The organism is Limnobacter sp. (assembly GCF_046297615.1).
Taxonomy (GTDB): Bacteria; Pseudomonadota; Gammaproteobacteria; order Burkholderiales; family Burkholderiaceae_B; genus Limnobacter.
In genome coordinates, this window is record NZ_JBKBHM010000007.1 from 17515 (window position 1) to 40377 (window position 22863).

The 22863-nt window shown below is 58.2% G+C and carries 20 protein-coding genes; 10 read left to right on the forward strand and 10 right to left on the reverse strand.

What is annotated here, in order from left to right; translation table 11 throughout:
• Positions 1-36 precede the first annotated feature (36 nt).
• Positions 37-858: an archaetidylserine decarboxylase gene (asd, locus tag ACK4FF_RS13390; protein ID WP_409710258.1), complete on the reverse strand. Its 822-nt coding sequence runs from the start codon at positions 856-858 to the stop codon at positions 37-39.
• A gap of 72 nt (positions 859-930) precedes the next feature.
• Here asd and ACK4FF_RS13395 point away from each other — a divergent pair, with 72 nt between their 5' ends.
• Positions 931-2595: an aminotransferase class III-fold pyridoxal phosphate-dependent enzyme gene (locus ACK4FF_RS13395; protein WP_409710261.1), complete on the forward strand. Its 1665-nt coding sequence runs from the start codon at positions 931-933 to the stop codon at positions 2593-2595.
• On the opposite strand, the gene ACK4FF_RS13400 is transcribed toward ACK4FF_RS13395, so the two are convergent.
• From ACK4FF_RS13400 to ACK4FF_RS13415, 4 genes are all read right to left on the reverse strand, one after another.
• A complete protein-coding gene (locus ACK4FF_RS13400; RefSeq protein ID WP_409710264.1) occupies positions 2532-3164 on the reverse strand; it encodes a hypothetical protein in 633 nt (210 codons plus the stop codon). The two genes, ACK4FF_RS13395 and ACK4FF_RS13400, sit on opposite strands and share 64 nt — an antisense overlap.
• 157 nt (positions 3165-3321) lie before the next feature.
• Complete coding sequence (locus ACK4FF_RS13405; RefSeq protein ID WP_409710267.1) at positions 3322-4485, reverse strand: acyl-CoA dehydrogenase family protein; 1164 nt, start codon at positions 4483-4485, stop codon at positions 3322-3324.
• A 23-nt stretch (positions 4486-4508) separates the two neighbouring features.
• On the reverse strand, positions 4509-5279 hold the full coding sequence (locus tag ACK4FF_RS13410) for a 3-hydroxyacyl-CoA dehydrogenase (RefSeq protein WP_409710270.1): 771 nt from the start codon (positions 5277-5279) through the stop codon (positions 4509-4511).
• A 117-nt stretch (positions 5280-5396) separates the two neighbouring features.
• Complete coding sequence (locus ACK4FF_RS13415) at positions 5397-6320, reverse strand: LysR family transcriptional regulator (protein WP_409710273.1); 924 nt, start codon at positions 6318-6320, stop codon at positions 5397-5399.
• 108 nt (positions 6321-6428) lie between these two features.
• Between ACK4FF_RS13415 and metE the strand changes: the two genes are divergently transcribed.
• The 4 genes from metE to ACK4FF_RS13435 all read left to right on the forward strand — a co-directional run bounded on the left by metE (position 6429) and on the right by ACK4FF_RS13435 (position 12734).
• Positions 6429-8750, forward strand: coding sequence for a 5-methyltetrahydropteroyltriglutamate--homocysteine S-methyltransferase (gene metE / locus ACK4FF_RS13420; protein WP_409710276.1), 2322 nt, complete (start codon positions 6429-6431; stop codon positions 8748-8750).
• 72 nt (positions 8751-8822) lie between these two features.
• The gene (locus ACK4FF_RS13425) at positions 8823-10022 is read left to right on the forward strand and encodes an acetyl-CoA C-acyltransferase (protein ID WP_409710279.1); all 1200 of its coding nucleotides are present in this window, start codon (positions 8823-8825) and stop codon (positions 10020-10022) included.
• Positions 10022-11818, forward strand: a complete 1797-nt coding sequence (locus ACK4FF_RS13430; RefSeq protein WP_409710282.1) for a cation:proton antiporter — start codon at positions 10022-10024, stop codon at positions 11816-11818. The genes ACK4FF_RS13425 and ACK4FF_RS13430 overlap by 1 nt, the downstream gene beginning before the upstream one ends.
• Positions 11811-12734 (forward strand): mechanosensitive ion channel family protein, encoded by a 924-nt coding sequence (locus ACK4FF_RS13435; RefSeq protein WP_409710284.1) that lies wholly within the window; start codon positions 11811-11813, stop codon positions 12732-12734. Before ACK4FF_RS13430 ends, ACK4FF_RS13435 begins: the two co-directional genes overlap by 8 nt.
• Here the strand turns inward: ACK4FF_RS13435 and ACK4FF_RS13440 are convergent.
• Positions 12706-13569, reverse strand: a complete 864-nt coding sequence (locus ACK4FF_RS13440; protein ID WP_409710287.1) for an EAL domain-containing protein — start codon at positions 13567-13569, stop codon at positions 12706-12708. The genes ACK4FF_RS13435 and ACK4FF_RS13440 overlap by 29 nt on opposite strands.
• A 221-nt stretch (positions 13570-13790) precedes the next feature.
• Here ACK4FF_RS13440 and ACK4FF_RS13445 point away from each other — a divergent pair, with 221 nt between their 5' ends.
• Together ACK4FF_RS13445 and ACK4FF_RS13450 are read left to right on the forward strand one after the other, a co-directional pair.
• Positions 13791-15017, forward strand: coding sequence for a saccharopine dehydrogenase family protein (locus tag ACK4FF_RS13445; RefSeq protein WP_409710290.1), 1227 nt, complete (start codon positions 13791-13793; stop codon positions 15015-15017).
• Between the two features lie 97 nt (positions 15018-15114).
• Positions 15115-15348 (forward strand): hypothetical protein, encoded by a 234-nt coding sequence (locus tag ACK4FF_RS13450; protein WP_409710293.1) that lies wholly within the window; start codon positions 15115-15117, stop codon positions 15346-15348.
• Positions 15349-15363: 15 nt separating this feature from the next.
• Here ACK4FF_RS13450 and ACK4FF_RS13455 read toward each other — a convergent pair whose 3' ends face one another.
• Both ACK4FF_RS13455 and ACK4FF_RS13460 read right to left on the reverse strand, forming a co-directional pair.
• Positions 15364-16074, reverse strand: a complete 711-nt coding sequence (locus tag ACK4FF_RS13455; RefSeq protein ID WP_409710297.1) for a hypothetical protein — start codon at positions 16072-16074, stop codon at positions 15364-15366.
• Positions 16075-16168: 94 nt separating this feature from the next.
• Entirely contained in the window at positions 16169-18178 is a 2010-nt protein-coding gene (locus ACK4FF_RS13460) for an alkaline phosphatase D family protein (protein ID WP_409710300.1), read from the reverse strand.
• 381 nt (positions 18179-18559) lie between these two features.
• On the opposite strand from ACK4FF_RS13460, the gene ACK4FF_RS13465 reads away from it, so the two are divergent.
• Entirely contained in the window at positions 18560-19528 is a 969-nt protein-coding gene (locus ACK4FF_RS13465; RefSeq protein ID WP_409710303.1) for an alpha/beta fold hydrolase, read from the forward strand.
• Between the two features lie 15 nt (positions 19529-19543).
• Here ACK4FF_RS13465 and ACK4FF_RS13470 read toward each other — a convergent pair whose 3' ends face one another.
• Positions 19544-20455, reverse strand: coding sequence for an alpha/beta hydrolase (locus ACK4FF_RS13470; RefSeq protein WP_409710307.1), 912 nt, complete (start codon positions 20453-20455; stop codon positions 19544-19546).
• A 143-nt stretch (positions 20456-20598) separates the two neighbouring features.
• On the opposite strand from ACK4FF_RS13470, the gene ACK4FF_RS13475 reads away from it, so the two are divergent.
• Positions 20599-21309 (forward strand): queuosine precursor transporter, encoded by a 711-nt coding sequence (locus ACK4FF_RS13475; RefSeq protein ID WP_409710310.1) that lies wholly within the window; start codon positions 20599-20601, stop codon positions 21307-21309.
• Here ACK4FF_RS13475 and ACK4FF_RS13480 read toward each other — a convergent pair.
• Positions 21293-22342: an NAD(P)H-dependent flavin oxidoreductase gene (locus ACK4FF_RS13480; RefSeq protein WP_409710823.1), complete on the reverse strand. Its 1050-nt coding sequence runs from the start codon at positions 22340-22342 to the stop codon at positions 21293-21295. The two genes, ACK4FF_RS13475 and ACK4FF_RS13480, sit on opposite strands and share 17 nt — an antisense overlap.
• 132 nt (positions 22343-22474) lie before the next feature.
• Between ACK4FF_RS13480 and ACK4FF_RS13485 the strand changes: the two genes are divergently transcribed.
• A complete protein-coding gene (locus tag ACK4FF_RS13485) occupies positions 22475-22750 on the forward strand; it encodes a hypothetical protein (protein WP_409710313.1) in 276 nt (91 codons plus the stop codon).
• The last annotated feature ends 113 nt before the right edge of the window (positions 22751-22863 follow it).

A 22863-nucleotide genomic window follows, 5' to 3' on the forward strand; every position in this document is an offset into this window, starting at 1 on the left:
GCGCGGCCTGTTTTAAAACAGGGGAAGGATACCGCATCACACCCAGAGTGCCTGCCCCATGTGCAGCCGACTGCCGACTGCAATCGACTCATGCAAACGCCAGTGCCCGGGCACCAAAAGCACCACGGTGGACCCATGCTCGAACCAGCCCAGTTCTTCACCGCATTGCATCGGGGTATTCACAGACCAGCGGGCTGGCCCACGGTACCCTTGTTCGAACAACAAGCCCGTGCAATGCAGGCGTATGCCAGCCACCAAAATGGCGGCAACCGGCACCATCACCACTTGCTCGCCATGGGCAGAGGTGCAGTCCATCACTGCCCGTTCATTGCGGCAAAACAAGCCGGGCACCCTGGCCAAGGCGGGCGGATTCACATTCCATGTGTCGCCGTGAATGTAATGCACGGTGTTGACCATCCCCGCGCATGGGGCATGAAGCCGGTGGTACATGCTGGCAGTGATGCGGATTGTCATGTACTGATGACCCGCCAACCCTTGGGCCAAGGCAGGATCGATGACCAAATCGTTCAAGGCGTAATCCAGGCCTTTGACCTGAAACATCCGGCCTTGATCCACCCGGCCATGCGCACCCACAATGCCATCGCAGGGCGACACGCCCAATGCATGGCTGGCCACGGGCCTTGCGCCCGGCAAAAGGGGGCGGGTGAAACAGTCCTTGATGCTTTTGAAACCCGTGTGCGGTGTGGCCGAAAAATCCAGCCCGCCGAACCGGGCCCACAGCCACAACGCTGGTTTGGCCCACAAGGGGTGCTCAATGCCCGACAGCTTTCCGGCCAAGCGGCTGGCGGCCAGCCTGGGTAAGCGGTTGGTGAGTACGAAATTCAATGTATCGAGCATGGGGGTTCATCACCCTGTCATTGACCTGGACGCACACTGTAGGCCCCAAGTTTGACAATTCCGTGAAGCCACATGAACAGCCTGGAACTGATTTTGGCCAGCACTGCCCTGACCTGGGGCAGCCTGGCCGTGTACCGTCGTTTGCAATTGTCCCGCGCCAAACACCCCGGCCTGTCTGGCCATGTGCGCATGGCGAAAAGGGTCAGTGGCTTGCTGCCCTACTACGCGCTGGAAGGCGACGCATTTTATGCCTGCGACGACGCCCCACCCGAGGTGGTGCAGTTGCGCAAATCGGGCTTTGAACACTTGGCACAAAGGCTGGCAGAGCGGCTGCCCAAAGGCCGCGCCCTGTCTCAGGAAGCACGGCAGTGCATTTCGGACGCGCAATTCACCAGCCTGTACAGGGTGCCCTTTCAGTTTCGCAACTGGGTGAACCAACACCTGAGCACGGTGAGCTTCGTGGAAGAAACCGCAGGCGTTGAAATTCGTGATGTGGATGGCCACTGGTACCTCGACCTCACGGGCGCCTACGGCTGTAACCTGCTGGGCCACGACGCGTACAAACGGTTCATGGTACAGGCTGGCGAGCGTAACCGGCCCCTTGGTCAGGTGCTGGGCCCCTACGACCCAGTGGTGCTGGGCAATGCACGCCGCGTGCTGGACATTGCCGGGCAAGATGAAATTTCATTTCACATGAGCGGCACCGAGGCGGTGATGCAGGCGGTACGGTTGGCGCAATACCACACGGGCAAGGAACGCATTGTGCGATTCGCCGGTGCCTACCACGGTTGGTGGGGCGATGTTCAACCCGGGGTCGGCAACCCGGTGAGTGCCGACCGCACCCTGACCCTTCAGGAAATGAGTGCCCGCACCCTGAAGGTCCTGGCCAGCCGAAAAGACATTGCCTGCGTGTTGGTGAACCCCCTGCAAGCCTTGCATCCGAACAGCAACGCACCGGGAGACTCATCCTTGCTGAGCAGCCTGCGCTCAGCGAAATACGACCGTGCTGCATACACTGAATGGCTACAGCAATTGCGCCGGGTGTGCACCGACAAAGGCATCGTGCTGATTCTGGATGAAGTGTTCTTGGGCTTCCGCCTGGCCAAGGGGGGCGCTCAGGATTACTTCGGTGTGCGGGCCGATTTGGTGACCTATGGAAAAACACTGGGTGGCGGCCTGCCGGTGGGCGTGCTGTGCGGACGGGCTGAGTTGATGCGGCGTTACCGCCCGGGCAAACCGGCGGACATCTGCTTTGCCCGAGGCACCTTTAATTCACACCCGGCGGTGATGCACAGCATGAGCGCCTTTCTGGATGAGCTGGATGACAGGGGCGATGAACTTTACAAAGGCTTGGACGAGCGCTGGAATGCCCGGAAAGACGCCTTGAACAAGCGTTTGAAGCAAGCTGGCGTACCGGTTCAATTGGAGAACATGGTGTCGGTCTGGACGATTCTGTATAACCAGCCTTCGCGGTTCAACTGGATGTTTCAGTTCTACCTGCTGGACCAAGGCCTGCTGTTGAGCTGGGTGGGCTCAGGCCGCATGATATTCAGTCACAACTGGACGGATGACGACTTTGAGTTGTTCTCCACCCGGTTCATTCAGGCAGCCCGGGCCATGCAGGCCGACGGGTGGTGGCACACCGGCCCGGCCTGCGACAGCAACAAGAAGATTCAGCGGCGCGTGCTCAAGGAAACCTGGCGGGCCTTGACATCGTCCATCGGGTCAAGAAGCTGACCTTTGAGCAGGTACCACGGCGACTTGTAGTACAGCTTGACGTCGTGGAATGGGTCCGTGATGATTTTCAGGGCCCACACCAAGCCTGTTTCCAAGTCACGAATGAAGAACAGATGCACCGTGCGGAACACCAGACCGGCGAACCCGAGGTACAGCCAGCTTTCGCCGACGCTGCGCACAAAGCTGGTGGTGTCTGCACCGGTTGGGGGCAAGCCGAAGGTGCTGGGCGTGAACCAGATCAACACCGGCAAGGCGCCCCAAATGCTCAGCAAAATCACTTTGCGTCGCAGGTTGTAGCCCACCTTGATTTCTTCTTTGTAGTCGTGAGTGGCCTCGTTGACCATGTCGTAAGTTTTCGGCTCGAAAAAGAAATGGCCGATCTGGCGGCTGGTCATGGCCACCAGCCACGCCACCAGGGCTGCGGAGACTGGGTCCACAAACAGCAGCACGTAACCGAACAGGAATGACAGTGCACTGAGCAGATGCAGGCTCTGGTTGATGCGACTGTGGTGGTAGTAGCGATGGTCGTCCCAACGTTGCTCGTGGAGCGTTTCGAAGATTTTTTTCATGGGCTATGGCGCAAAAAAGGAGTGAAAAAACCGGTTTGTGAACCGTCACCCGAGCGTCGCTGAATCAGCAACACTCAGGTTCAACTTCCCTTTATGCCAGCGGCACATTGCGCTCATGTGTCACGAAATGGTCAGTCCCGTGACACTGCTGCCCCCATCAGCGGCCCAGCTCGCCGCGTGCAATAATTTCCTTCATGATTTCCGAAGTGCCTGCATAAATGGTTTGCACCCGTGCATCAGTGAAGAAGCGGGAGATGGGGTACTCCTCGGTGTAGCCATAACCCCCAAACAGTTGCAGGCATTCATGGGTCAACTTCACCTGCAACTCGGTGGACGTCAGCTTCAGGATTGACGCTTCCTGAGTCGTCATCAACCCGGCCTTGAAACGGGTCACGCAATGGGCCCAATACGCCTTGGTCAACTCAAGCTGAGCCCGCAACTCGGCCAAAGTAAACCGCGTGTTCTGGAACTGGGCCACAGGCTGACCAAACGCCTTGCGCTGGCGCACGTAGTCCGCCGTCATCGCCATGGCCCCTTCACAAGCACCAATGGCCTGAGAGCCAATGCCGATGCGCTCGCGGGGCAGTTCCTGCATCAGGTACACAAACCCTTGGTTCACTTCACCCAACACCGCTGACGCAGGCACGCGCAGGTTGTCAAAGAACAACTCCGCCGTGTCGTTGGAATGCTGGCCCATCTTTTTGATGCCCTTGCCTTTGGTGAAGCCGGGCAAGCTGCTGTCCACCAAAAACAGGGTAATGCCCTTGGCACCCAGGGTTGGGTCGGTTTTTGCAGCCAACACCAAAAGGCCACAGTGCAAGCCATTGGTGATGAAGGTTTTGGAGCCGTTGATGATGTAATCGTCGCCCTGCCGAACAGCCGTGGTGCGCATGCCCGCCAAATCACTGCCTGCGCCGGGTTCGGTCATGCCGATGGAGCCGATGACTTCGCCGGTGATCATCTTGGGCAACCACATGGCCTTCTGTTCCGGTGTGCCCAGGTTATTCACATAAGGGGCGACAATGTTGGAGTGCACGCTGAGTGCGGTACTCAGGCTGTGCACGCCCACACGGCAGGTTTCTTCCAGAATCATCTGGCTGACTTCAAACGGCGCACCAGCGGCGCCGTATTCCTCGGGCATGTCGGGGGCCAGCAGGCCAGCTGCCCCCAAGGTCAGCCAGGCTGATTTGGGCATCCAGCCGTCTTTCTCCCACTGGTCGTAATGCGGCAGCACTTCCTTGTCGAGGCAGCGCAGCAGCATGTCGCGAAACAGGGTGATGTCCTCGGATGCGTCGGCCAAAGCCGGTGTGGAATGTCCCATGGTGTCGTCCTGCTTGAATCGTATTACTTGGCCTGCATGCGAATGCCGCCATCCAAACGAATGGTCTCGGCATTCAAATAATTGTTTTCGACAATGGTGACACACAGGCGGCCATACTCAGCGGGGTCACCAAAGCGCTTGGGGTTCTGAACCATGGCGATCAGCGGCTGACGATATTCTTCGGACACCCCTTTCATCATGGGCGTGTCGAAAATACCCGGCGCAATGGTGTTAACGCGAACGCCGTAGCGGGACAAATCACGGGCCATGGGCAAGGTCATGCCGACCACCCCGCCCTTGCTGGCCGAGTACGCGGCTTGCCCGGTTTGGCCATCAAACGCCGCCACAGAAGCCGTGTTGATGATGACGCCGCGTTGGCCATCAGCGTCGGGGGTATTGTTGGCCATGGCCTGAGCGGCCAGGCGGGCCACGTTGAATGTTCCAATCAGGTTGACCTGAATCACCTTGGCGAAGGAATCCAGCGGCAGGGCTTTGCTGTCGCGGTCCAGGGTTTTGCCGGCAGTGCCAATGCCCGCGCAGTTCACAGCCACATGCACCGCACCAAACGCGGCCAGTGTGGCCTCAACACCGGCTTGAGTGGACTGCTCATCGGCCACATTGACCTTGGCGAAAATCACACGCCCGGGGTTTGCGTCCACCACGGCTTGGCCAGCGGCCTCGTTCATGTCGAAAATGGCCACTTTGGCCCCTCGGGCCAGGAATTCTTCAACAGTGGCCAGGCCCAGGCCTGATGCGCCTCCGGTGACGATGGCTACAGCGTTGTTCAAGTTCATGGGTGTCTCCTGCAAATTGCTTTAGATGGAATGCTGAAAGACTACCGCAGAAAAAGGGCTGCGAGGCGCCTGTGTTTTCAAACAAGCGTTCGAATTTGAAGCTTGAAATGGACAACGCTAAGCAGGACTGACGCCGGGCAAGTTGCGCAAGCTGTGGTCGCGCATCAGGGATAAAAAGTCCTGAACATCGGCCCTCTTGCCCACCGACAATGGTGTTGCTGCATACAGCGTGGAATGCAGGCCCCGCTTGCCCAAACGCACTTGGGCGACATAGCCTTTGCGGACATGGGAATCGATGGCCCACACAGGCAACACACTCAGCCCACGGTTGCTGGCCACCAATTGCAACAGCGCCACAGTCAACTGCGCAGTTCTGCGGGTGGGCTGCACACCCGCAGGCTTGAGAAAATGACGCACCACATCCAGCATGTCGTCGGGCACAGGGTAAGTGATCAAGGTCTGTTCCTGAAAATCCGAGGGCTTCAGCCATGCACGGCTGGCCAGCTTGGAACCCGAAGGCACCACCGCCATCATCTCGAAACTGAACAGGGGGTGAACAGACACACCGGGCTCGTCCACCGACTCGGACACGATGGCCAACTCGGCCTGGCCGTCATGCAGCAAACCGACCGGGTCTGCGTGAAAGCCCGACACAATGTCCAGCTCGGCGTCGGGCCAGCGCTGCCGGTACACATCCATGGCGGGCATCAACCAATCGAAACAGGTGTGGCATTCCACCACCACCCGCAACGGGCCACTTGCCCCGGAATTCAGTTTGCTCAAGGTCAACTCGGTTTGATCAACCATGGGCAGCACTGCACGGGCCAGTTTCAAGAGTTCGGTGCCGGTGGGCGTGAAACGCACTTGGCCACCCTGCCTGTACATCAAGGCCTCCCCGTAATGGCTTTCCAGGGCGCGCAATTGGTGTGACAGCGCCGATTGTGTCAGGCACAACAGGTCAGCCGCACGGGACAGGCTTCCCGTGTCCTCCACGGCGCACAGTGTTCGCAGGTGGCGTAAATCAAGCACAGAAGGTGGCACCAATCACTCCATGAAATATATTCATACTTTTATTGAAAAAATGTCGTTTGAATAATATCAAGATTGCGAACACCATGGGCACCTTTGCATAACCCACGGAGCAACACCATGATTCGAACCCACAGCCTGGGCTTTCCCCGCATCGGCCCAAACCGCGAACTGAAAACCGCGCTGGAGGCCCACTGGAAAGGCCAACTGGACGAACAGGGGTTGAACAATGTGGCAAGCACACTGCGCAAGGCCAGTTGGCAACAGCAGATAGACGCCGGGCTGGACTTCATCACAGTCGGCGACTTTGCGCTGTATGACCATGTGGCCAGCCACATCCAGCGTTTTGGCTGTGAACCAGCGCGCTTCGGATTCACGGAACAGCACACCCCACTGCAACGCCTGTTTGGCATGGTGCGTGGGCAAGCACCGGGTGTTGACACCTTTGCGCTTGAAATGACCAAATGGTTCGACACCAATTACCACTACATGGTCCCTGAATTCAGCGCCACCACTGCATTCAAGCTGGACGCGCAAGAACTTCTGGAACAAGTGGCCCAAGCACAAACCCTGAACCACCCCATCAAGGTGGCGTTGCTGGGGCCTTTGTCTTTCCTGTACCTGGGCAAAAGCAAAACCGAGAGCCTGCAGCCACTGAACCTGCTTACCCTGCTGCTGCCTGAATATGAAAAGCTGTTGGCGCAGTTGAAACAGGCCGGCGTGACCTGGGTGCAACTGGAAGAGCCGATTCTCGGCCTGGACCTTGATTCCACCTGGCTGCTGGCCATGGAATCGGCGCTGCAACGCCTGAAGCAAAGCGGCCCCAAACTGCTGCTGGCCACCTATTTCTCGGGTTTGAACGGGCACATCAGCCAAGTGTGCAAATGGCCTGTGGATGGCCTGCATGTGGACTGTGTGCGTGCCCCCGAAGAATTGGCTGCCGTGCTGGACTGGTTGCCCAATTACAAGGTGTTGTCACTGGGCCTGATCGACGGCCGCAATATTTGGCGCACCGATTTGAACCCCGCAGGTGAGCTGATTCAGCAAGCCCTGAATTCCGGCAAAAACGAACTGTGGATTGCCCCGAGTTGCTCGCTGCTTCATGTGCCCTATCAACTGTCCACCGACGAAGGAGTCGATGCCCGTGTACGCCCCTGGCTGGCCGGGGTGCAGGAAAAACTGATTGAACTGGCCCTGCTCAAGGCACACGCCAAAACCCTGTTGCAGGGCAAAAGTACAGACAGCGCACAGGGCAAGGCCTGGGCGGAACACCAACAGTGGGTCCAAGAGCGCCACCGCAGCGCTTTGGTGCACAAACCCCAAGTGCAGGCCAGGCTGGCCAACCTTGCGGCCGACGCCGACCGCAGGCAAGCCCCTTACGAAGAACGCCGGGAACTGCAGGCCAAGGCCTTGAACCTTCCCCTGTTGCCGACCACCACCATCGGTTCATTCCCGCAAACGCCTCAAATTCGGGCAGCACGCGCCGCCTTGCGCAAAGGCGAACTGACGCAGGCAGATTACGATGCGCACATGGCGCAGGAAATTCGCACAGCCATCGAGTTTCAAAACCGCTTGGGGCTGGATGTGTTGGTGCATGGTGAAGCCGAACGCAACGACATGGTGGAATACTTCGGCGAGCAACTGGAGGGCTATACCTTCTCGCGCAACGGCTGGGTGCAGTCCTACGGCTCACGGTGTGTCAAACCCCCTATTCTGTTTGGCGATGTGGAGCGGCCCAAACCCATGACCGTTGAAGTCAGTGCCTACGCCCAAAGCCTGACGGACAAACCCGTGAAAGGCATGTTGACCGGCCCGGTCACGTTGCTGCAATGGAGCTTTGTACGGGACGATCAACCGCGTGAAGCCACCGCCCTGCAACTGGCTTTGGCGGTGCGTGATGAAGTGGCCGACTTGCAGGGTGCGGGCATTCAAATCATTCAACTGGATGAACCAGCGTTCCGCGAAGGCTTGCCCCTGCGCAAAGCAGCGCAGACCCATTACCTGTCGTGGGCTGCAAGGGCGTTCCGGATTGCCGCAGGCAGCGCCTTCAACGACACCCAGATTCACACCCACATGTGTTACAGCGAGTTCAACGACATTCTGGACCACATTGCTGCATTGGATGCCGACGTCATCACGATTGAAACCAGCCGATCCGACATGGAACTGCTGCGGGCCTTTGGTGACTTCAAATACCCCAACGAGATTGGCCCCGGCGTTTACGACATTCATTCACCCCGCATACCCAAGGTGGGTGAACTGGAACGCTTGATCCACAAAGCCTTGCAAGTTATTCCGGCAGAGCGATTGTGGATCAACCCGGACTGTGGTTTGAAAACCCGGCAATGGCACGAGTCGGAAGAAGCATTGAAGGTGATGATGCAAGCCACCTTCAAGGCCCGCGAACAACTTTTGTCGGAACACGCCACGTCAGCAAATTGACTGGCCTGCGCGTTCTGAATGATTTTCCAGCGACAATAGGGCTGGACGATCATTCAGAAAGGAAGCGCAGTCATGACCCAGGACCCGGTTGTTGTTGTCTCATTGGCCCGTACACCCATGGGCGGTTTTCAGGGCAGCTTGTCTGGCCTGACCGCTGCTGAACTGGGTGCACAAGCCATATCAGGCGCCGTCAAACGGTCTGGGCACGCCACCTTGTCCGAACTGGTGGACGAGGTGGTCATGGGCTGCGTGTTGCCTGCAGGCCAAGGCCAGGCCCCCGCCCGCCAAGCGGCACTGGGTGCTGGGCTTCCTTTGGAATCCCCTTGCACCACCATCAACAAAATGTGTGGATCAGGCATGAAGGCCATCATGCTGGCGCACGACAGTTTGATGGCTGGCAGCAGCCGGGTGGCCGTAGCCGGTGGCATGGAAAGCATGAGCAACGCACCCTACCTGCTGCCCAAAGCCCGCGGCGGCCTGCGCATGGGCCATGGCCAGGTGATGGACCACATGTTTCTGGATGGCCTGGAAGACGCCTACGACAAAGGCCGCTTGATGGGCACCTTTGCAGAGGAATGTGCCGACCATTACACCTTCACGCGTGCTGCGCAAGATGAATTCGCCATCCGTTCCCTCCAACGGGCGCGTGAAGCCACCGAGGCTGGGCATTTCAACTGGGAAATTCAAGCAGTGGAAGTGCCATCGCGCCAAGGCAGCACACTGGTTCAGCAAGACGAACAAGCCTTGAAAGCCGACCCCTCCAAAATTCCCACGCTGAAACCAGCCTTTCGCAAAGACAGCGGCACGGTGACCGCGGCCAACAGCTCGTCCATCTCCGATGGTGCAGCCGCCTTGGTGCTGACCCGCGCGAGCACCGCCAAAAGCCTGGGCTTGGCCCCGCTGGCGGAAATTCTGGGCCACAGCAGCCACGCCCAAAAACCCAGTCTGTTCACAACAGCCCCAGTGGGTGCCATGCAAAAGCTGTTCGCGAAAACCGGGCTGAGTGCGCAAGAGGTGGACCTGTTTGAGATCAACGAGGCGTTTGCTGTCGTCACCATGGCGGCAATGGTTGAACTCAACCTGCCCGCCAGCAAAGTCAATATTCACGGCGGTGCCTGCGCCTTGGGTCACCCCATTGGGGCCAGCGGCGCACGCATTGTGTGTACTCTCATCGGCGCATTGAAGCGCACAGGCGGCACCACAGGCGTGGCCAGCCTGTGCATCGGTGGCGGCGAGGCAACTGCACTGGCTTTGCGCCTGCTGCCCCACTGATGGTTAACGCACTTTACTTCCTGATTGCCGCAGCACTGGCCGTGCCACTGTTCAAGTGGCTGGGCCTTGGGGCCATTCTGGGTTACTTGGTGGCCGGCGTGGCCATTGGCCCGGAAGGGCTGAACCTGTTTGGCGACCCAGAAAAGGTGCTGCACTTTGCTGAAATAGGCGTGGTGCTGCTGCTGTTCGTCATCGGCCTTGAACTGGAACCGGCCAAACTGTGGAACATGCGCGGACAAGTGCTGGCCTTTGGGTTTGGGCAAATGGCGCTGACGGCCACCTTGGTGTATGCCGTGCTGCATTGGCTGTTTGAAATGAAAAGCAACGGCGCCTTGGTGATTGCTCTGGCGGTGTCCTTGTCATCCACCGCATTTGCGGTGCAACTGATGGCCGACAAAGGGATACTGGGTAACGAAGATGGCCGACGCGGGTTTTCCATCCTGCTGTTCCAGGACTTAGCCGTCGTGCCCATCCTGCTGATTCTTCAGGCCATCTCGCCCATCGAAACCCAAGAGGCCGACCTGGCCTGGTGGATTGCCCCTGCTGCGGTGCTCACACTGGTTGCTTCTGCGCGTTTTTTGGTGAACCCGATTCTGCAATGGATGTCCCGCTACGGTGGCCGTGAAATCATGACCGTGGTAGCGCTGCTGATCGGCCTGGGTTCGGCGGTGTTGATGGACAAGGTGAACCTGTCCATGGGCCTGGGGGCTTTCATGGCGGGCATGATGCTGGCCAACTCCTCATTCCGGCATCAACTGGAAGCTGATGTGGAGCCTTTCAAAGGCCTAAGCCTCGGGCTTTTCTTTATTTCCATCGGCATGACGCTGGACCTCAAACTGCTGCTCGCCAACCCGCTGACCGTGGTGTTCGGCACACTGGGTTTGATGGGCTTGAAAACAGCGGTCATCATCGGGCTGATTGTGTTGGCCCGTGTCCCGTTTCCACGGGCCTTGATGCTGGGCTTGATGCTGTGCCAAGGCGGTGAATTCGGTTTCGTGATCATGTCCGAAGCTGTCGATCAACGCCTGCTTCCCGAGGCCACCGCAAATATGGTGAACCTGATGGTGGGCCTGTCCATGGCGCTGACAGCCCCCGCTGTCATCTGGTTTGACCGGTTCACCGACAAACAGATTGCCAAAGCCCCGGAACGACAGGAACAGTTCGACTCGCAGGAACCGCAGGCCTTGATTCTCGGTTTCGGGCGATTCGGACAGGTCACAGGCCGTATTCTGGCGGCCAACCAGATTCACTTCACGGCACTGGACAGGGACATCGATCACATTGAATTCGTGAAAAAATTCGGCAATCGTGTGTACTTCGGGGATGCCTCACGACGCGAAGTTCTTGAGGCGGCAGGCATTTCCAAAGTGCGTGCGGCTGTGGTGGCCTTGGACGACCCCAAGCACTGCCGTGACGTGGTTCATTACATTCTGGAGAATCACCCCAAAGTGACAGTGATTGCCCGCGCCCACAACCGGAACGACTATCTGGCCCTGAAAGCCGCCGGTGCGCACCACGTGATTCGCGAGGTGTTTTCTGGCGCACTGGAAGCTGCTGTGGATACCCTGAGTGCCTTGGGATACAGCGAGGTGCAGGCCTTGCAAACCGCCGAGGTGTTCAAAAGGCACGACACCGACCTGCTGGACAAACAGGCCAAAACCAAAGGCGACGAGGCCAGCATCATTGCCCTGGGCATTCAGGGCCGACAGGAACTGGAAAGTATTTTCAGGCAAGACTTGAGCTTGGGCCCCAGCAACGCCCAAAAACGCAATTTGCAGCACACTGACGATGAATGAACTGTTGATTCTGTACAAAGAAGCCAAGCCACTGATCGAAGCGGTGTTTGATTTTCTGGAAAGCCGCTTGGGTCGGCTTGTGCTGACCATCACGATACTCATGCTGGCCACCTTGGTGAACCGGCTGATGCATTGGCGCCTGGCGGTTCAGAAAGACACCCTGCCCGGCAACAATGTTCGGGCCACCTGGGTGCGCCGCCGAAACATGGTGTGGGTGGGCGCTGTGTTGTTGGTGCTGGCCTTGTGGTCGAACCAGATCACTGGCTTTTTGCTGTCACTGGCGGCCATCGGTGGTGCCTTGCTGATTGTGAGCAAGGAATTTATTTTGTGCCTGTGGGGGGCACTGACCATCTCGCTGAACAAAAGCCTGCGCATCGGCAGCACCCTGGAGTTTGGGGCCTACACCGGGCAACTGGTCAACACCGGGTTTGTCAGTTTTGAGCTGGCTGAAATTGGGCCCTCCAAAAAGCAGACCGGGCGAATTCTTCAGATTCCCAACAGCCTGATTTTCTCCACACCGCTGAAGGTGTTGTCCGCCTATGGGGCCTACGGCATTCACCTGATCGACTTCCACTTTGACCGACATGTGAATATTCCCCTGGCCGAGGAATTGGTGTTGACGCTGGCCAATGAGGCAGGCCATGCCTGGATACAGGACGCTGAAAAACATTTCTCACAACTTGAGAAAGACTATTTCGTGGACCTGCCCAAAGCCAAGCCGGAAGTGTTCTGGACGAGTATGGATGAAAAATGCCTACGCATGACACTGCGCTTGGCCTGCGCACTGGACCGGCGTGGGCAACTTGAGAAATCCATCGTGCGGCACTTCTGGGTGGAATACCTTGCGCAGCATCCACCCTTGGGAGCCGCTGCCGGTGCGGCGGACGTCAAGCCCACAATCGTGAGTCCGGGTTAAGTAGAAGCCCGTCCAAATGCCCTTTGGGCAACACACAATTGAGGTTTCGCGCATTCAAAAAACGGGCCGGTTCCATGGCCATGGCTACCAGCTTGCCCTGAAAGCCGTGAATGTCCAGTGCCAAAAGGGCCTGCAGGGTGTCTGTGTCTTCCACCCATTCGGCCACTGAGGTGCAATTCAGGTCTCGGGCCAGTTTCGCAATGGACGACACCACGGCCCGGCTTGCACGGTTGTGGCAGATAGTGCGCACAATGGACCCATCGATCTTGATGATGTCGAACTGCAAGTCGATGACATACCTGAAGTTGCTGTAGCCGGAACCAAAATCATCCAAGGCCACTTTCACCCCCAAGGTGCGGCTTTGCGCGAGAAAACGCTGAATGCTTCTGAAATTGGACAGCCGACTGACCTCGGTGATTTCCAGACACAGCTTGGCAGACTGCTCAGGGTAGGCCCTAAACAGGGCCAAGGTGTCGTCCAGAAAATCATCGTTGTTCAAGGAACACGGTGACACATTGACACTCAAAGTTCGCAGGCCGTTCAAGGCGTCGCCGTGCCGGGCGAGGAAATCAAGGCTGGAGCTGATGACCCAATTGTCCAAGCCGCTGGTGCTGCCCCGGGCTTCCAACCGGTGAATCAACTCGGTGGTGTCCAGCATCGTGGGCGCGGCATTCGGTTGCAGACGCAGCAAAGCCTCGACATGGTAGCCCTCGTAAGGCGCGCTTCGGCACAGCACAGGCTGCCAGAACAGGCCGAGCCGGTGGCCGTGCCAGCACTCTGCCGCTTGCAGATGCTGATAATCAACAGCAGCTTCGTGCAATTCAAATGGGTTCACGTCGAATTCCTTGCCGGTTTGGGGAATCGTTCTCAACGCGAGCGGTGGGTCGCGGTTGACAGTGAGTGGCCCTTGGTTCGGGTGACCACAGCGTCACTATTTCACATTGCGGCCAGTATCCTCCGATAGATATCACCCATCTTATGGTTTAGTATCACTCGCAGCCGGTGAACACACCGAATAAAAATCATCGACTGCCCTTCAGGCAGCGGGAGACTGACTTGACACAAGAACGACTGGACGTGGTGGTCTTTGGTGCCACCAGCTTTGTGGGTCAAATTCTGACCAAGACCCTTTGGCAACGACATGGCCTGAATGGCGAAATTCGCTGGGGTATCGCCGGGCGCGATGAGGCCAAACTGGCCGCACTGAAAAACTCGCTGGGCCCTGAGGCTTCCCAATTGCCGGTGATTCTGGCCAATGCGTCATCCGAAGCTGACCTGCAAGCACTGGTGGCTGGCGCACGCGTGGTGGTGTCCACTGTTGGCCCATACGCCTTGTACGGTTCTGGTTTGGTGAAAGCCTGTGTGGAAGCGGGCGTGGATTACTGCGACTTGACCGGCGAGGTGCAGTGGATCGAGCGGATGATCAATGAACATGAAGCCACGGCCAAACGCACTGGTGCGCGCATTGTGCATTGCTGCGGTTTCGATTCCATTCCTTCCGACCTCGGTGTGCATTTCCTTCAACAGGCTGCAATGGCCCAATTCGGCGCCCCCTGCCAACAGGTGCGCATGCGTGTGCGGCGCTTGAAGGGTGGCATGTCCGGCGGCACAGTGGCCAGTATCATTAACTTGGCCAAAGAATTGACCAAGGACCGTTCACTGGCCAAGAAACTGGCCAACCCGTTTTTGATTGCGCCCGAGAAGCTGGCTGCGCGCCAACCCAACGTGAAGTTTGCAGAGTTCGACCCCGTGTCAGGCAGTTGGCTGGCACCGTTCATCATGGCCGCGATCAACACCCGGGTGGTTCACCGCAGCAACGGTGTGAAAGGCCATGCCTATGGCAAAGACTTTCAATACGACGAGGCCATGATGACGGGCACAGGCTTCAAAGGCCGCATGACAGCCAGCACCGTGGCATCCACCTTGGGCGCATTTTTTGTCGGTGCAGCGCTGCCCCCGACCCGCTGGGTGCTTGAGCGCTTCGTGGTGCCCAAGCCGGGCGAGGGCCCCAGTGAAGAAGCCCAAAACAAAGGCAGCTACGACCTGCGTTTCTACGGCACAACCCTGCGCGGCCAAACCCTGGTGGCCAAGGTCACTGGCGACAAAGACCCCGGTTACGGGTCGACCGCCAAAATGCTTGCTGAAGCAGCCGCTTGCCTGGCCAAGGACATCCCCTCATCCACCCAAGGTGGTTTTTGGACACCCTCTTCATTGATGGGCGATGCGTTGCTGAGCCGCTTGCAACAACACGCAGGCCTGGGCTTTGAATTGTTGTCCAAGTGATTTAAGGCTGACAGCAGTCGAGAACACCGGGCTTGTAATGAGAATTATTCTCATATAAGATGACTTCTCCCATGATTCATACACAGGGAGAATGGCCATGATGAATTGCAAGCCCGGCAAATTAGAACAGGAACATGTGGTGCTTTGCCGCCACCTGGCCCAAGCCCAGAAGCGGGTTGATGACCTGTTGGTTGCCAAAGAAGAGGAAATCCGCCGACTGAATGCCTTGGTCAGCCAGTTGGCGGAGGACGTGCGGCAAGGTGCTCAGCGCAACCAGCTGCTGGAATTCAAGCTCCAGCAACTGCGCTCGTCATCAACCCTTCCCGCCTGAAAACCACAGGGCTGCTTAACGGCGGCCGCGGTAGCCAAATTCGAAGCTGTGGCGCTCGCCATCAACATCAACCAACAGGTTGAGAAACTGCACCTGCCCTTCGGGTAAACGGCCCGCCAAGGTGACCTCGCCCCGAACGGTTTCACCGGGTTGCACCACCCTGTGCTTCAGCCCGGATTGACGCAGGCGGTCCAAATTACGGTAGGCTTGGTCCACATCAAGACGGTCATTGAATGCAGGGTTGAACACGGAGTACCCGTACCCTACCCCGTAGTGCCCCCGCACACCAAACCCTGGGGTATAAAACACGCCGGGGTAGAACACACCGGGGCCACGCCCCACACCGACAGAATAGCCGTAGTAGCGAAGGCGGTTTTCAATGGACTGGAGTTGGGCCTCATAGCTGAGGGCACGAATGATTTGCCCTTGAACATCGGCTGAGACATTGTCAGGCGAGAACTCGACCGGGTTTTTGCCCCGGTTGGTGAACACCACCATATAACGGGGTTCATCAAACCGGCTCATGGCCTGCATGGTGCCGGCCTCTACCACATGCTTTTTCTCGGAGCGCAAGGATTCAACGCCTTGGTTGAACACCTGCACCTGGCCTTGCTGGGCCTGTGGACGCACTTCATAGACCGTTGCGCACCCTGCAATCACGGCTGTGGCCGCCAATGCCAAACCCAACCGCCCACACGTTCTGACCACTTTTTCAAACTGCTTCATGACCTGCAACCTCTACAACATGTCTGACGGAATGCTCCTGCATTCCTGCCACCCGGTCAAGCAGACAGTGCCCTTGGCCAAGCGTCCACCTGGCTTAACGCGGCAGAACCGAAGCGGTTGACGGGGCCAACACGGAAGTACGCGGGCTGCGAACCGGGTTGACTGTCATGCCGTGCACCTGAACCGTGTCAATTTGATTGGCAAAGCGGGGCACGGGCAAGGCAGAGGGTGCATCGTTTGCAAAGCTCACCAATTGAGCCCCCAGTACATCCGGTGCGTCCACGCGGGTTTTGTCCTGCCACCAACATTCAAACACCGCTTTTTCAGCGGTGAGAACCACCACCCCGTAGCCGTGCTCCACCCACTCCATGAATTGCACGTGGCGGTTGGCCAGCAAAGTGGCTGTCTCGACTGCGCGGCTGGCGGCCACTTGAAGGGCAAACGGGGTAACGGGGGCTGCGTTGGCCACCAGCTCGTCCGCCCCACCCCGCCCCATGGACGACGGGGCGAACTCCACCGCAGCAGATGCAGCGCGCAGGTTCACACCTGGCAGGTTGCCGGAGTTCAAACGCTGCACCCCGGCTGCCCGGTTTTCCGAAGACGTACCCGGGCGGGTGGACAGCACAGGAACCCCTACGGGCCCTTGAGCAAGGTACGCCGTGGCATTGTCCTCCACCACGTCGGCGGCCCAGTTGCCGTGCATGTCGCCAGACACAAACACACAGCCTTGAATGGGGGCTTGGGCAGCAGAGGTGCCTGAAACCTGCCCACGAAGCTGTTGTACCAAGGCTGTTCGCTCCTCGGAGTAATCGCTCCAGCGCACCGGCAAACGGGCCACGGGCGAACCACTGAGGTTGGGCACCACCCAAGGGGCAATCCAGGTTTGGTTGTTGAGAATCTTCCACACCACACCCCGGGCCTGGTCTTGTCTAAGGCCCGTCACCAACCAGTCAAACTGACGTTTGCCCATGAGGCTGGGCGCCGAATCCTCCAGATGGCTGGCATCCACAGTCTGACCGTAGCGTGGCAAGGCCAGTTGGGTGTCCAGTGCCCGTATGCTGGCCAATGGGCCGTAAGGCAAGGTTCGGTATACCTTCAGGGCGTCTTCAGGCTCCGGGTATTCCGTGTCGGGATACAACAGGAATTCACCGCTGCCATCAGCCTTAACGGGGCGCGAGGGCGTCCATTCCCAAAATGCCTGCGTGGTGTCGGCCAAGGTGCAGGTGGATTTCACGCCGTCCGGCAAGGTGGTGGGCAGTTCATTGCCAAAACCGGGGTCGATGTCGTGGTTGTCCCAAGTGATGAACCACGGATGCTGCCGATGGGCCTCCATCAGGTTGGGGTCGGACCGGAACAAGGCATACCGCCTGCGGCACTCGTCCAGGTTCAGCCAGTCGCGGTAGTCCACATAGTCAGTGGTGGCTTTGTCCTTGCGTGCGCGGATGCGTTCATCCTCATCAACGAAATCGTAGATATAGTCACCGCAGTGAATCACGAGGTCCAGGTCATCACGGCGGGCAATGGCCCCATAGCCACTCCAGGTGCTGGACCAGTAACTGGCGCAAGACACCACCGCGAGGCTGATGGCATCCACAGTTGACGCAGGTGCGGTGCGGGTTCGGCCTATCACGCTACGGTGGGGCCCAGTATAAAACTGGTAGTAATAGGTGGTGGCAGCATTCAAACCCGACACATCCACTTTCAGGGTCCAGTCGCGCGCAGCAAGCACCACCTGGCTGCCAGTTTTGACCGGGTTGCTCAGGTCGGGGTTGGTGCTGATGGCCCAACGCACTTTCACCCCATCGGCAGGCGGAGCGAGGAAGGTCAAGCGGGTCCACAGCATGACGCGGTCCGCCAAAGGGTCGCCGCTGGCCACACCATGCGCAAACGGCAAGGCCAACACCATTGGGAAATCAAACGACGCAGGTTCGCTGCCAGGTGCGGGCAGGCTGTCCGTGAATTCTGCAACCCCGGTGTTTTCGTTCGGGCCGGTGGGCGTGCCGGGGCCTGTACCGGGATTACTCAACAAAGTGGAGTCGTTGCCGCAGGCTGTCAATGAGGTGGCGGCAATGGCTTTGAGCAAATCACGGCGGTTGATGGGCATGGCAAATCGCTTCCAGTGAGGCAGGGGTTGAGAGGTGTTACCGGGCAGAGTGGCATTTCAGATTGAGTACATGCACCCTCAAGAGCGGACAAAACACACCCGAGGGCGGCAATGCGGTCATGCAAAAGCCCACAGGCCCTGCACAGAACTTTCCTTTGAGCGTTGAATGACTTGTGACAATGCTGCACTGCGTTTCGGCTGAATTTTGCTCAAAAAACATTACAGAAATGCAACATGTTGTCGATATTTGTTATTGACCGGGCTTCAAACTCATGCCACCTTTTTGGGTGATATGTATGCCTAATCAATTACAACGTTCCTGTCAGAGGCACCATTTTGCTGAAAGCCACCACACGGCGTACCAAGCCGACACCTCCGCCCATGTCTGAAGGGGCCCAACTGGTCGAGCAGTACTTTGATACCGTGGGCGTGAATTTTCTGAAGCACAGCGATGCGCCGGACCAGCATATTCTGGACGACTGGCGCCCCAAACTGTTCAGCCTGAACCGCCTTAACCCCATCTACGGGGGCTTTGTAGGCGTGCACCGCAAACGCATTGGTGTGGGCAAAGACAAGCTGGTTTGGCTTGAATCAGGCAGTGAACACCTTCCCGTTCTGCTGTTGCTTCACGGTTTCTCGGCCGCCAAAGAGCATTGGCTGCCGCTGCTGCCATTTTTTGCGGGCAGTTTCCGGGTGTTGATGCCCGACCTGCCCGGCTGGGGTGAAAGCGGTTTTAACCCGGACCGCCATTACGGCCTTGAGGAACAGACCGAGCGCTTGCATGATTGGCTGGCCGACATCGGTGTGCACAAGGTCAACGTCGTGGGCAATTCGATGGGGGGAGCACTGGCGGGCCTGTTGACTGCGCGCTATCCGAAACTCGTGACCACCTCGGTGTTGATGGATGCCTTGGGCCTGCCCGGCGAAGAACACACTGAGTTTGTGGACGAGTTGCTGCGCGGCAAAAACCGCTTGATTCCCCGCGACCCGATTGATGTGATGAAGCTGACCGACCTCGTGTTTCACAACAAGGCCCTGGCTGCATCGGCGGCGTTCTTTTCAGCCTCGGAGCTGCTGCACCGCAAGGACGTGAACACCTTTCTGTTTCGGGAAATGTGCGGTCGGCGGCCCGATTACACCAAAGCCAATTTCGAGAACATTTCCACGCCAACCCTGGTGATGTGGGGCAAAGAAGACCGGGTACTACACCCCAGCTGCGCGCTGACGTTCGCCCGAATCATCAAGCGGTCTGAACTGTGTCTGTTCGACCATGTCGGTCACTTGCCGATGATCGAAACCCCGTTCATGTGTGCCCAGGCCATCAAGGTGTTTGTCAGAAAACACATGTGATGGCCCGGTGATGGGTCAACGGCGGACAAAGTCAGCGATTTCGTACAGCGCTTTGTCGGCCGTGCCAATCAGCAGGTTGAACATCTGAAAATCGTGCCACATGCGGGGGTAAATGGTGCAAGTGCTCACCCCCCCGGCCTGGGCCAGCGCGTCCACCAAACGCTCCGTGTCATCCAGCAGTACCTCATCGGTGCCGCACTGAATCAGCATCGGTGGCAAACCACCCAAGTCTCCGAACAAAGGCGACACCAAGGGGTCTGCACAGGCCACTTCCCCACGGTAAGCATCCCCGCCGCGCTTGAGGAAATCGATGCTGAGCATCGGGTCCAGTTTGGCCTTGCTCTGGATGGTTTGGCCGCTGAGGCTCAAGTCCAGGTAGGGGGAGATCAGAACGATGCCTGCGGGCAACTCCCCACCATCGTCGCGCAGCCGCTGGGCCAGGCTCAGTGCCAGACTGCCGCCTGCCGAATCGCCGCTGATGAATGTATTTGCAGGGTCCACATACTGGTCCATCAACGCGTCGTACACGGCTTGGCAATCATCAATCGCCGCAGGAAACGGGTGCTCCGGCGCAAGCCGGTATTCCGGCAGCACCACGGTGGCCTCGGCACGCACCGCCATTTCTGCTGCCATACCCAAATGGGTTTTGATGGAACCCGCAAAAAAGGCGCCGCCATGCAAGTGAACGATGGTGGCCTGTGGGGTGGCGGATTTCGGTTTGATGATAGCCACAGGGCAACCCGCAATCTCGGTCATCTCAACCTGTGCATCACCCCGCACTGGAAACAGCTTGGAGCTGACATCCAGACCCCTGCGCAAGGCCGGCAGGCTCAATGGCAATTTGGCGGCAGGCTTAAACGCCACACGCAAGGCAGCGCGCACCAAGGTTTCAGATATCAGCTCTACGGCTTTCAGTGGATCTTTCATGCCAGTGTCCGCCCTTGCGGGGCGTGTCTCCTGCGGTGTGTTGTTGTTATTGATTGCGTTCTGGCACAAGGATACCAAGTGTTGGCAGGAATGCATTAACGCTGGGTACAATCAACAATTACCCCACACCGGACGCATGCCAGATGCACCCACAGCAAGGCCCTCGCCAGTTCAAGTACTACGACCTTATTTTGACGGCCTTTGTGGTCGCCCTGTTGTGCTCCAACTTGATTGGTCCGGCCAAAATCGCTCAGTTAGACTTGCCCGTGGTTGGATTGGTCACCTTCGGGGCTGGGGTGCTGTTTTTCCCGGTGTCCTATTTGTTCGGTGACATTCTCACCGAGGTGTATGGCTATGGCCGTGACCGTCGCGCCGTGTGGGCCGGTTTTGCCGCATTGGGCTTTGCCTCGTTCATGGCTTTTGTGGTGGTCAATTTGCCGGCAGCACCGTTTTGGGCCGACCGACAACCCGCCATAGAAACCGTGTTTGGCAACACCTGGAGAATTGTGTTGGCGTCCTTGATTGCATTTTGGGCAGGCAGTTTTGCCAACAGTTACGTGCTGGCCAAAATGAAGGTGTGGACCCAAGGCCGTTGGCTGTGGACCCGCACCATTGGTTCCACACTGGTGGGCGAATTGATTGATTCGGCCCTGTTCTATTCCATCGCGTTTTGGGGCGTGATGACGACTGAGCAGTTACTGACAGTGATGCTGACGCAGTATGTGCTCAAAACCAGTTGGGAGGTGGTGGCCACACCCCTGACTTACTGGGTGGTTAAGCGCTTGAAAGCGGCGGAGCAAGTTGACCACTTCGACACCAACACCAACTTCACGCCATTCAAGATCTCGGTTTGAGCCCGGCGCACAAGCGGGCAACGATCATTTCGGCAGGCTCCTCGTGCTGAACAGCGAGGTGCTGGCCACACCACAGGGGCGAACAATCGCCCAAACCTTGACGCTCAACCGCAGCACGCAGCGGTGCCAACAGCGGTGTGGCCAAGGGGAATGCTGGTGCGCCGGGATGCAGGGCACCGAGGTCTTTCATCAGGCGATTCACCAAGCCACGGGCTGGCCGGCCACTGAACAGGTTGGTCAAAGCCGTCGGGGTTAAAGGCGAGGCTTTCAGTGCAGCCCGGTGTACCTGTGTGGTGGTTGATTCATGGGCCAACAGAAACGCGCTGCCCACCTGAACGGCACTGGCCCCCAAGGCCAAGGCGGCCTGCACCCCTTGGGATGTCGCCACACCACCCGCCGCCACCACAGGGCACTGCACAGCGGCCACCACTTGGGGCAACAAGGCAAAAGTGCCGCACTGAACAGACAAATCAGGGCTCAGAAAATGCCCGCGATGACCGCCCGCCTCCAGCCCTTGAGCAATGATGACGTCGGCCCCGTGGGCCTGCAGCCACCGTGCTTCATCCACCGTGGTGGCTGAACTCCACACTTCACCGCCCCATCCCTTGATGGGTTCAAGCATGGCGCTGTAGGGCAAACCAAAATGAAAGCTAACCACCTCCGGTTTGAAGGGGGCCAGCGCATCCAGGTAAGTGGAGTTGAAGGGCTGACGGCCAGGGCCGGGCACCACCTCGTCCAAGCCAACGCCAAACTCGTCGTACAAGGGCTTGAGAATACGCAGCCAGGCCTGGTTAACGGCTTCATCAGGCTGAGGTGGTGTGTGTGCAAAAAAGTTGACGTTGATGGGCCCGCTCCACTGAGTACGCAACAGGCGCAGTTCAGACACCATTTGTTCGGGCGTGAGCATGGCGCAAGGCAAGGAACCCAGCCCGCCAGACAAACCCACCGCAATGGCAAGGCGATGGTCTTGAGAACCAGCCATGGGCGCCTGAACCAAAGGCCTATCGAGTTGGTGTAACACGGCGCTGTTCATCATCATTGGGTTCCGAGAAGGAGTGCCTGTACAGGCCAGAGTGAGAGGGTTAACATCAGCAAGGTACAGCCATTTGCGGCCTTGCGATGCGACTGTACTGCAAGCCCTTCCAACCCACAATAAGGTGTGACCATGAATCGATTGGCCTTGACTACCCTGATTGCAGCAGCACTTTTGTCCCCGGTGGCCCATGCCGAACCGGCCCAGCAAGCCTGTGAAGCCAAGGCGGTCAGCAAAGACGGCAAACCACTGGCCGGTGCTGCCAAAAATTCCTTCATGAAGAAATGTGTGGGTGAAGCCAACAAAGCCAGTTGTGAAGAGCGCGCCGTCAGCAAAGATGGCAAAAAGCTGGCCGGCGCTGCCAAAAACTCATTCATGAAAAAATGTGAGGCCAACCCCGCGGGCTGACCAATCTGGCCTGACAGAACGAAGCCCCGCCTGATTGGGGGGCTGCTTTTGCCCCGTTTGGTCAAGCTCAAACCGTGAGCCTGTGTTAAGGTTCATGCACTTGGAAACGCGCT